7 protein-coding genes are annotated in these 7,291 nt (G+C 33.0%); 1 reads left to right on the top strand and 6 read right to left on the bottom strand.

Going from position 1 to position 7,291, the window contains the following annotated elements; genetic code table 11:
* Positions 1-52: 52 nt before the first annotated feature.
* A complete protein-coding gene (locus D1606_RS05150; RefSeq protein ID WP_119414949.1) occupies positions 53-1,543 on the bottom strand; it encodes a malate:quinone oxidoreductase in 1,491 nt (496 codons plus the stop codon).
* Positions 1,544-1,976: 433 nt separating this feature from the next.
* On the opposite strand from D1606_RS05150, the gene D1606_RS05145 reads away from it, so the two are divergent.
* Entirely contained in the window at positions 1,977-2,462 is a 486-nt protein-coding gene (locus D1606_RS05145) for a hypothetical protein (RefSeq protein WP_119414948.1), read from the top strand.
* Positions 2,463-2,552: 90 nt separating this feature from the next.
* Here D1606_RS05145 and D1606_RS05140 read toward each other — a convergent pair whose 3' ends face one another.
* The 5 genes from D1606_RS05140 to D1606_RS05120 all read right to left on the bottom strand — a co-directional run bounded on the left by D1606_RS05140 (position 2,553) and on the right by D1606_RS05120 (position 7,121).
* Entirely contained in the window at positions 2,553-2,828 is a 276-nt protein-coding gene (locus tag D1606_RS05140; protein ID WP_367269450.1) for a hypothetical protein, read from the bottom strand.
* Between the two features lie 124 nt (positions 2,829-2,952).
* Positions 2,953-3,543 (bottom strand): hypothetical protein, encoded by a 591-nt coding sequence (locus D1606_RS05135; protein ID WP_119414947.1) that lies wholly within the window; start codon positions 3,541-3,543, stop codon positions 2,953-2,955.
* 218 nt (positions 3,544-3,761) lie between these two features.
* Positions 3,762-4,496 carry a 3-ketoacyl-ACP reductase gene (locus tag D1606_RS05130; RefSeq protein ID WP_199670667.1) on the bottom strand — a complete coding sequence of 245 codons (735 nt, stop codon included), beginning with the start codon at positions 4,494-4,496 and terminating at the stop codon, positions 3,762-3,764.
* 292 nt (positions 4,497-4,788) lie between these two features.
* Positions 4,789-5,568, bottom strand: a complete 780-nt coding sequence (locus tag D1606_RS05125; protein WP_119414945.1) for a YqhG family protein — start codon at positions 5,566-5,568, stop codon at positions 4,789-4,791.
* 23 nt (positions 5,569-5,591) lie between these two features.
* Positions 5,592-7,121: a DEAD/DEAH box helicase gene (locus D1606_RS05120; RefSeq protein WP_199670665.1), complete on the bottom strand. Its 1,530-nt coding sequence runs from the start codon at positions 7,119-7,121 to the stop codon at positions 5,592-5,594.
* Between the last annotated feature and the right edge of the window lie 170 nt (positions 7,122-7,291).

The raw sequence follows: 7,291 nt of genomic DNA, 5'->3' as shown, positions 1-7,291 counted from the left end.
AAAAAGACCTTTAATCATGATGATTAAAGGTCCTTTTTGTCACTTTATTTACTTATTTTAAACCAAGTGCTTTTGAAGTTTCGGCATGTAGTTTGTTGAATAATTCTGGGTTTTCAACAAGTTTTGTACCATATGATGGAATCATTTCTTTAATCTTTGGTTCCCATTCTTTCATATATTGAGGGAAACATTTAGTGATTACGTCAAGCATTACTTTAACAGCTGTAGAAGCACCTGGAGATGCGCCTAGTAATGCAGCAACTGAACCATCAGCACCAGTGATTACTTCAGTACCAAATTGTAGAGTACCTTTACCACCAGCTTCAGTATCTTTGATAACTTGTACACGTTGACCAGCTACAACGATATCCCAATCTTCGCCTTTAGCGTTTGGAATGAAGTCGCGTAGTTCTTCAATACGTTGATCTTTAGATAGCATCAATTGTTGAACTAAGTATTTTGTTAAATCTAAGTTTTTAGCACCTGCTGCTAGCATAGTGAAAACATTGTTTGGTTTTACAGAACCTAATAAGTCCATGTTAGAACCTGTTTTTAAGAACTTAGGAGAGAAACCAGCGAATGGTCCGAATAATAATGATTTTTTACCATCAATGTAACGAGTATCAAGGTGAGGTACAGACATTGGTGGTGCACCAACTGCTGCTTTACCATATACTTTTGCATGGTGTTGATCAATAACTTCTTGGTTGTTACATACTAAGAATAGACCACTTACAGGGAATCCACCGACATGTTTGCTTTCTGGAATACCTGTTTTTTGAAGTAATGGTAGACTTCCGCCGCCAGCACCGATAAATAGGAATTTCGCTGTATTATATTGTAATTTACCATCAGCACTTTTAACTTTTACTTCCCATGAACCATCGCTTGTACGTTTGATGTTTTCAACAGTATGATTGTAGTTAACTTCTACACCTTGTCTTTGTAGGTGGTCAAATAACATACGTGTTAAATTACCAAAGTTAACATCTGAACCAGATTCAATTTTAGTAGCTGCAATCGGAGTATCTGATGTACGTCCATCCATAATAAGTGGAATCCATTTTTTCAATGTTTCTTTATCATCAGAGAATTCCATTCCTTGGAACAAAGGAATTTTTGAAAGCGCTTCAAAACGTTTTTTTAAGAATTCGACATTTTTTTCACCTTGCACCAAACTCATATGAGGAATAGGCATGATAAATTTTTGTGGATCTTTGATTAATTTTTTGTTTACTAAATGAGACCAAAATTGTCTTGAAACTTGGAATTGTTCATTGACATTAATCGCTTTTTTAGTATCGATTGTGCCATCTGGTCTTTCAGGAGTATAGTTAAGTTCGCAAAGTGCAGAGTGTCCAGTTCCCGCATTGTTCCATTCGTTAGAACTTTCTTCACCTGGTTTGTCAAGTTTTTCAAACACTTTAATGTTCCATTCTGGTACTAATTCTTTTAGGAGTGTTCCCAAAGTCGCACTCATGATTCCGGCACCAATTAAGATAACGTCTGTTTTAGTTTGACTGCTCATGTTTACCTTCCTTATTCTGTATATTTGCAGAAAAGTGGGGGGGGGGAAGCGCTAATACATGAAAATAAGCAAAGCGCACCTTGTCATACACCTTTTCTGTATCATTTACAACCTGTCCATAGTGTATCACAATTATTTATAAAATAAAATATCTTATATATATATCATACTTATAAGATATCCTAGTTTCTTCTATTGTATAAAAATTTCATATTAGATGGATATAATGTAATTTTCCGTAATTCTATATATCTTTAGAAGAACTGTTTAGATAGTATTTAAGGCCTGCTAACTGTTTTATAAACTTGCATCATATTTATTATAATTACGACCTTCTACAAAATTCTTTTTTAAGTATCGTTTTATGCATAATAAGCACTTCTGTAATCATTTTACATAGACTAAATTACAACTATAGATTTAAACTCTTTTACAGAAAGGAATGGCTATGGTAAATTTCAAAAATTTTCGTGGGACAGTCTCGCAGATAAATGATTTTGCAAGTGGTCAAAATGGAGAAGGTTGTTTTAAGATAATGTCCGTTCAGGATGAGTTAGGTAACATTGTAAATTTCATCGTGTCACCTACTACTTATTTTTCGAATTATGAAATTGTAAATGTTGGAGATGTGATTACTGGATATTATGATGGAGATGCGCCAGCACCATTGATATTTCCTCCGCAGTATCAAGCGCTTATTATTGTAAAAGAACACAGTTATCAAAATGTCAAAGTTGATTTTTTCAACGGTCAATTGGTCAGCAGTGACGGTCAATTAAAACTGAATCTTACAGCTAATACACCCATTATGTTAACAAATGGGCAAACATTTTCGAGTTTTCCAGGAAATCGAAATCTTATTGTGACATACGGACCTACTACGAGAAGTATTCCTGCACAAACTACTCCATATAAAATAATCGTTTGGTGTTAAATAATTTTTTCAGAACATTTAGCATGAAAAGATAACGCTTGGTTATTGTTAAAAATACCCCCGTAAGTTTTTAACCAACGGGGGGAAATCTTATTCTTTTTGAAATTCACTTAATTGTTGCTTTACTTGTTTAAGTTGTTTTTTATTTTGCTCAACTATATCTAAATGCTCTCCAAATTCTTCTGCAGTTTGAATAGCCTTTTCTGCATGTGATATTTGATCGAAAATATGTTCAACTGCAATTTCTTCATAGTGTGACCTCGCTGATTGCACCATACGCAGCGCCTTTTCAACTGAGTTACTTGATAAAGTGCAAGGATGATCTTTTTTCCAACTTATATCTGAATGCTTCGCCAAATTTGTCACTTTCCCTTCTGACAATTAAATAAATAATTTAGGGATAGTATTACAAATTTTTCAGATAATATGCGTGGAATTCCGTTTTTGATAACGAACGAGTTAAGTTTTCGAGCTTTAACAGGGGCCCATTTCAAGAAACTTTAAAGAATGGATCTTGTTCTTGTTTTAATCCATATTCATAAAAAATTTGTGTTAATGTTTCTTTAGATTCTTCAGAAGTTACAATACAACTTACGGTAAAAAGACTTTCCTTTAAAATCAATTCATAACCATTATTTACTTCTTTAGAAAATCCATAATACTTATGATTAATATCGATTGGGACAAAATGAAATGAATTTATATTTTTCCATGCTATAAAACGACTTCCACTCAACACGCCGTCTTCAACAATCGCAAATAAGTTAAATAAATTATGTGAATTTGCTAAAGGAAGTAATAATAAAAGATAAAGCGCTCCATCTAATTCTACATAAAAGACTACCCAAATAAGGATGCTAATCACCGCCAAAAGCACTAAAGAATAAATGATAATCTCTAATTTTTGTTTTGAGTAGGATGGTAGATTTATTGGTTTTTGGGGATATTTTTGAATAGTTGTAGACTCTTCATCTATTTTAGGAAACAAAACCTCTTTCTTCATCTTGAACAAAAGTTGGATAAATTTATAGACATGGTATCCTATAAATATAGAAACAAATAAATCTAATATAAGCTTCAAGTTGATAATTCTCCTTTATTTTTGAAAAGTACTAATATTTTATATACTTTAGCCAACAATTTTTAGTTTTATTCTTTAAATGATGAAAAATATTTTTTGTTTATCGTATAAAGTGCAGATTGAAGAGTTAAAGGAGCTAATGCATGAGTAAGATAAAAAGTAAAAAGCACTTAGATGTTAATATCCATCTAAGTGCTTTAGTGATTATGATTTATTCATTAGAATGGGTTTGTTGCTAAAAGACTTGCAGTTTTTACATAGATACGTTGGTTAAGTTTTAATTGAGAAACAATAACTTCTGCGATATCTTCAGGTTGGATATATTTTTGATCATTATTTTCTGCAATTAAGTTTGTATTTAGTGCAAGATCTGTTGCTACTGTACTTGGAGTTAGAGAAGTAACACGGATGTTGTTTCTGCGTACTTCTTGTGCTAATGATTCAGTTAAACCAATAACACCGAATTTAGATGCACTATATGCACTTGAAGTTGCTGCACCGTTTAGACCGTTTGTTGAAGAAATATTGATAATATCTCCACCATTTTTTTCGATTAATTGTGGAAGAACTGTACGAGTTACATAATATGTTCCCATAAGATTTACATCGATAGTTTTTTTCCATTGTACTGGATCCATATCTAAAAGAGTAGCAAATCCACCGATACCCGCATTGTTGATAAGAATATCAGCTTTACCTAATTCTTTTGTTACTTTTTCAATTGCTTGTTGTACTTCTTCAAGTGATGAAACATCTACTGTTGCGTAAGCAGCTTTAACACCTAGTGCTTCAATTTCTGCTTTTACACTTTTTAATGATTCTTCAGTTCTTGCAAATAGACCTACATTTACGCCCTCTTTTGCTAAAGCTACTGCAACTGCTTTACCGATTCCTCGTCCAGCTCCAGTTACATAAGCTATTTTACCTTTTAGTGATTGTGCCAAAATAAGCATCTCCTTTTACAATTACTGACGTACTAACATTTATAATTTAGCTACCTCTCAACTATTATTATCACAATAAAGCTTTTTGTTCAAAAAATACGCTCTCTTTCTAAGTAATAATTGATTTAAAATTAGTATCAGTAAATGTATTACCCTTTTCCTTCTGTTGGAGCATTATTGTAAGATATTTTTGCATATTAAGACATCGGTCGGAAGCTTGAGCGAGAATGGTCTAGTAGTACATTATTAAGGTCTTGAATAGAAAGGTATGAACTCTTTATCACGACTCACGCTTCTTTTATCATCTCAAGTAAAACAACCCACCGTTGATGATTTCAATTTTGATTTTGGCGTTGTATCTTTCTTCGAGGGCTTTTGCCTCGATTTCGTAGCATTCTGGTTTTTCATCTATATCCTTATAGAAATAGTCTAATACTCTTTGATCCCTTTTCCATCTTTTGTCTGCTTCCTCTACCCATGTGTGGTCATCTAATTGGATAATATTGTTGATGACAAGATCCAATCGTTCAATTCCACGTAAAGGTTTGATAATAAATTGCAGAGGAAATGCATTATCTGGTAAGTCCGAGACAAGATCGATTTGCGTTACTATATCTTGAAAATCATCAATGATTTTGCCTGTCATTAAGTTAACCCCTAGAGAATAGAGATGTTCTCTTGTTTTATCACACAAATAGGAAACTTTATAATTGACGCCTAAATATGGCGTTAAGATTGTTTGTCCTTCAAAAGAATCCGTATTTTCAAACATTTGAACATATTTGCCTAACTCTTTGGTTGCTTTAAATAGTTGGTTTAAACGATAAGAGCCAAAATGGACAATTTCTCCTCTAAGTTCGCTACTTACATGATTTTGATCTGTTATTAAAGTAAGCTGGCTTGGTGCGGGAACGCCATTCGTACTTTCAACGTACTTCCAGTAATAAGGTCGATTCATAATTCTTTTATCCATATCTATCGTCAGTTGAACGGTTAAATAATGTTCGTCTTCTTCGATGATTTGACAGTTAGTTTCTTGAAAAAATGTTTTCATATACTCGTGAACTTGTTGTGGAAACATATCTGACCTCCATCTGAAGTTTCCTATATCGACTTCTTGAATGCTAATATTTCATCTAATTCCCCTACCACTTTTTCAAAGACATCGATTTTAGTTTGCAATAAATCTAAAATATTTTGTTCGATTGTATTAGCAATAGCAAGGTTATAAATCTGTACATCATGTTCTTGACCAAGCCTATGAACGCGTCCTATTCGTTGTTCTAATTTCATCGGATTCCAAGGTAAATCATAGTTAATCACATGATGACAGAATTGAAGATTGATCCCTTCCCCACCCGCTTCGGTAGCGATTAAGACTTGTGCTTGTTCTTTAAAAAGATGCTTCATATAATCTCTTTTACTTTTATTGAATTTTCCGTTAAAGAGCACGCTTTTAATACCTTTTGTGTGCAAAAACCATTGTAGATAAATTTGACTTGCACGATATTCAGTAAATATAATAACTTTATCATTTGCTTCTGAAATAATTTCGTACGTTTTTTCCGCTTTCGAATTAATCTCTAAAGACATTAATTTTTCCATTAGTTTATGGACAAATTCAAGTCCTTCTTCATCATTACTGTTTTGAATCATATTCTCTAACGTCAAACAAGTCGCTTCTTTACTACTGCACATTTCTTTTTGTAAAGTAATCATTGAAAACGAACCAGAAAATACAGGAGATACATCCTTCAGTTGCAGGATCATATCGTATACTTCTCTTTCCTTTTCTGTAAACTGGATGGAGATGTTTTGAACCTTCCTATTTGACCACTCTATCCCTGTATCCTGTCTTCTATTTCTCACCATTACTTGATTGACCAGTTCCTTTAAAAACTCGTCATTATCAAGATCATGTTTACTCGCTGAAAAGGCTTCCTGGAACACTTCAAAATTCCCTAAATGACCCGGTTTAAGTAAAGAAATAAGATAAAATAATTCAAACACATCATTCTGAATGGGTGTTGCCGTTAATAACAAGCAAAACTTTTTCTTTAAACTTTGAACAAACTCATAAATCTTGGTTTTGTGGTTTTTTAGTTTGTGGGCCTCATCTATGATAATCATGTCATAATTTTGTTCATAGATTTGTTCTTTGTGGGGACTCTTCTTTGCGGTATCCATACTCATCACTACAATATCAATATATTCGATTGAAGATTTCTTTTTATACGGAATGGCTGGAATATTAAATTTGTTGTTCAGTTCATCTGCCCATTGGTTGATAAGAGAAGCAGGTGCCAAGATCAATGCTTTTTTCACCTGACCTCTAATTAGATACTCTTTCAAGATTAAACCAGCCTCAATGGTTTTCCCTAATCCCACTTCATCAGCTAAAATAGCTTTGCCATTCATCTTTTCTATAACTGTTTGTGCTACATCAAGTTGATGAGCAAGTGGTGTTAAGTTCGGTAAATATTTTGGTGATTGAAGTCCTGTAAATTCCGTGATTAAATTGGCTTTCTCTACTTCGTAAGTCATCTTATATAGCGCCCAGTTATCCCAATTATCTTGTTGTTCTAATCTTTCTTTAAAACTTTCTTCCCACTCAGGCGACCTTTCAATAATCATGATCATCACCTCAATAATTTTTCTTGCACTTAACTTGTCCAAAAAAACTATAACTATGAATATTTCATGAAAATCAAACTACATAATACGTCAGAAATCTAACCAAAAGTAATGCACATGAATATTATAGTATCAGCTATTATTTTGCGTTGTATTGATGCTCTTATTTA

This window comes from Rummeliibacillus sp. POC4, from assembly GCF_003576525.1.
Classification (GTDB): Bacteria; Bacillota; Bacilli; order Bacillales_A; family Planococcaceae; genus Rummeliibacillus.
This window is presented reverse-complemented; position numbering and strand designations above follow the sequence as displayed.

Bases quoted from the DNA above. Each gene is read 5' to 3' on its own strand.
- D1606_RS05130 (WP_199670667.1), bottom strand. From the start codon at position 4,496: ATGCTTATTTTGGCACAATCACTAAAAGGTAAAATAGCTTATGTAACT.
- D1606_RS05120 (WP_199670665.1), bottom strand. From the start codon at position 7,121: ATGATTATTGAAAGGTCGCCTGAGTGGGAAGAAAGTTTTAAAGAAAGA.
- D1606_RS05125 (WP_119414945.1), bottom strand. From the start codon at position 5,568: ATGTTTCCACAACAAGTTCACGAGTATATGAAAACATTTTTTCAAGAA.
- D1606_RS05145 (WP_119414948.1), top strand. From the start codon at position 1,977: ATGGTAAATTTCAAAAATTTTCGTGGGACAGTCTCGCAGATAAATGAT.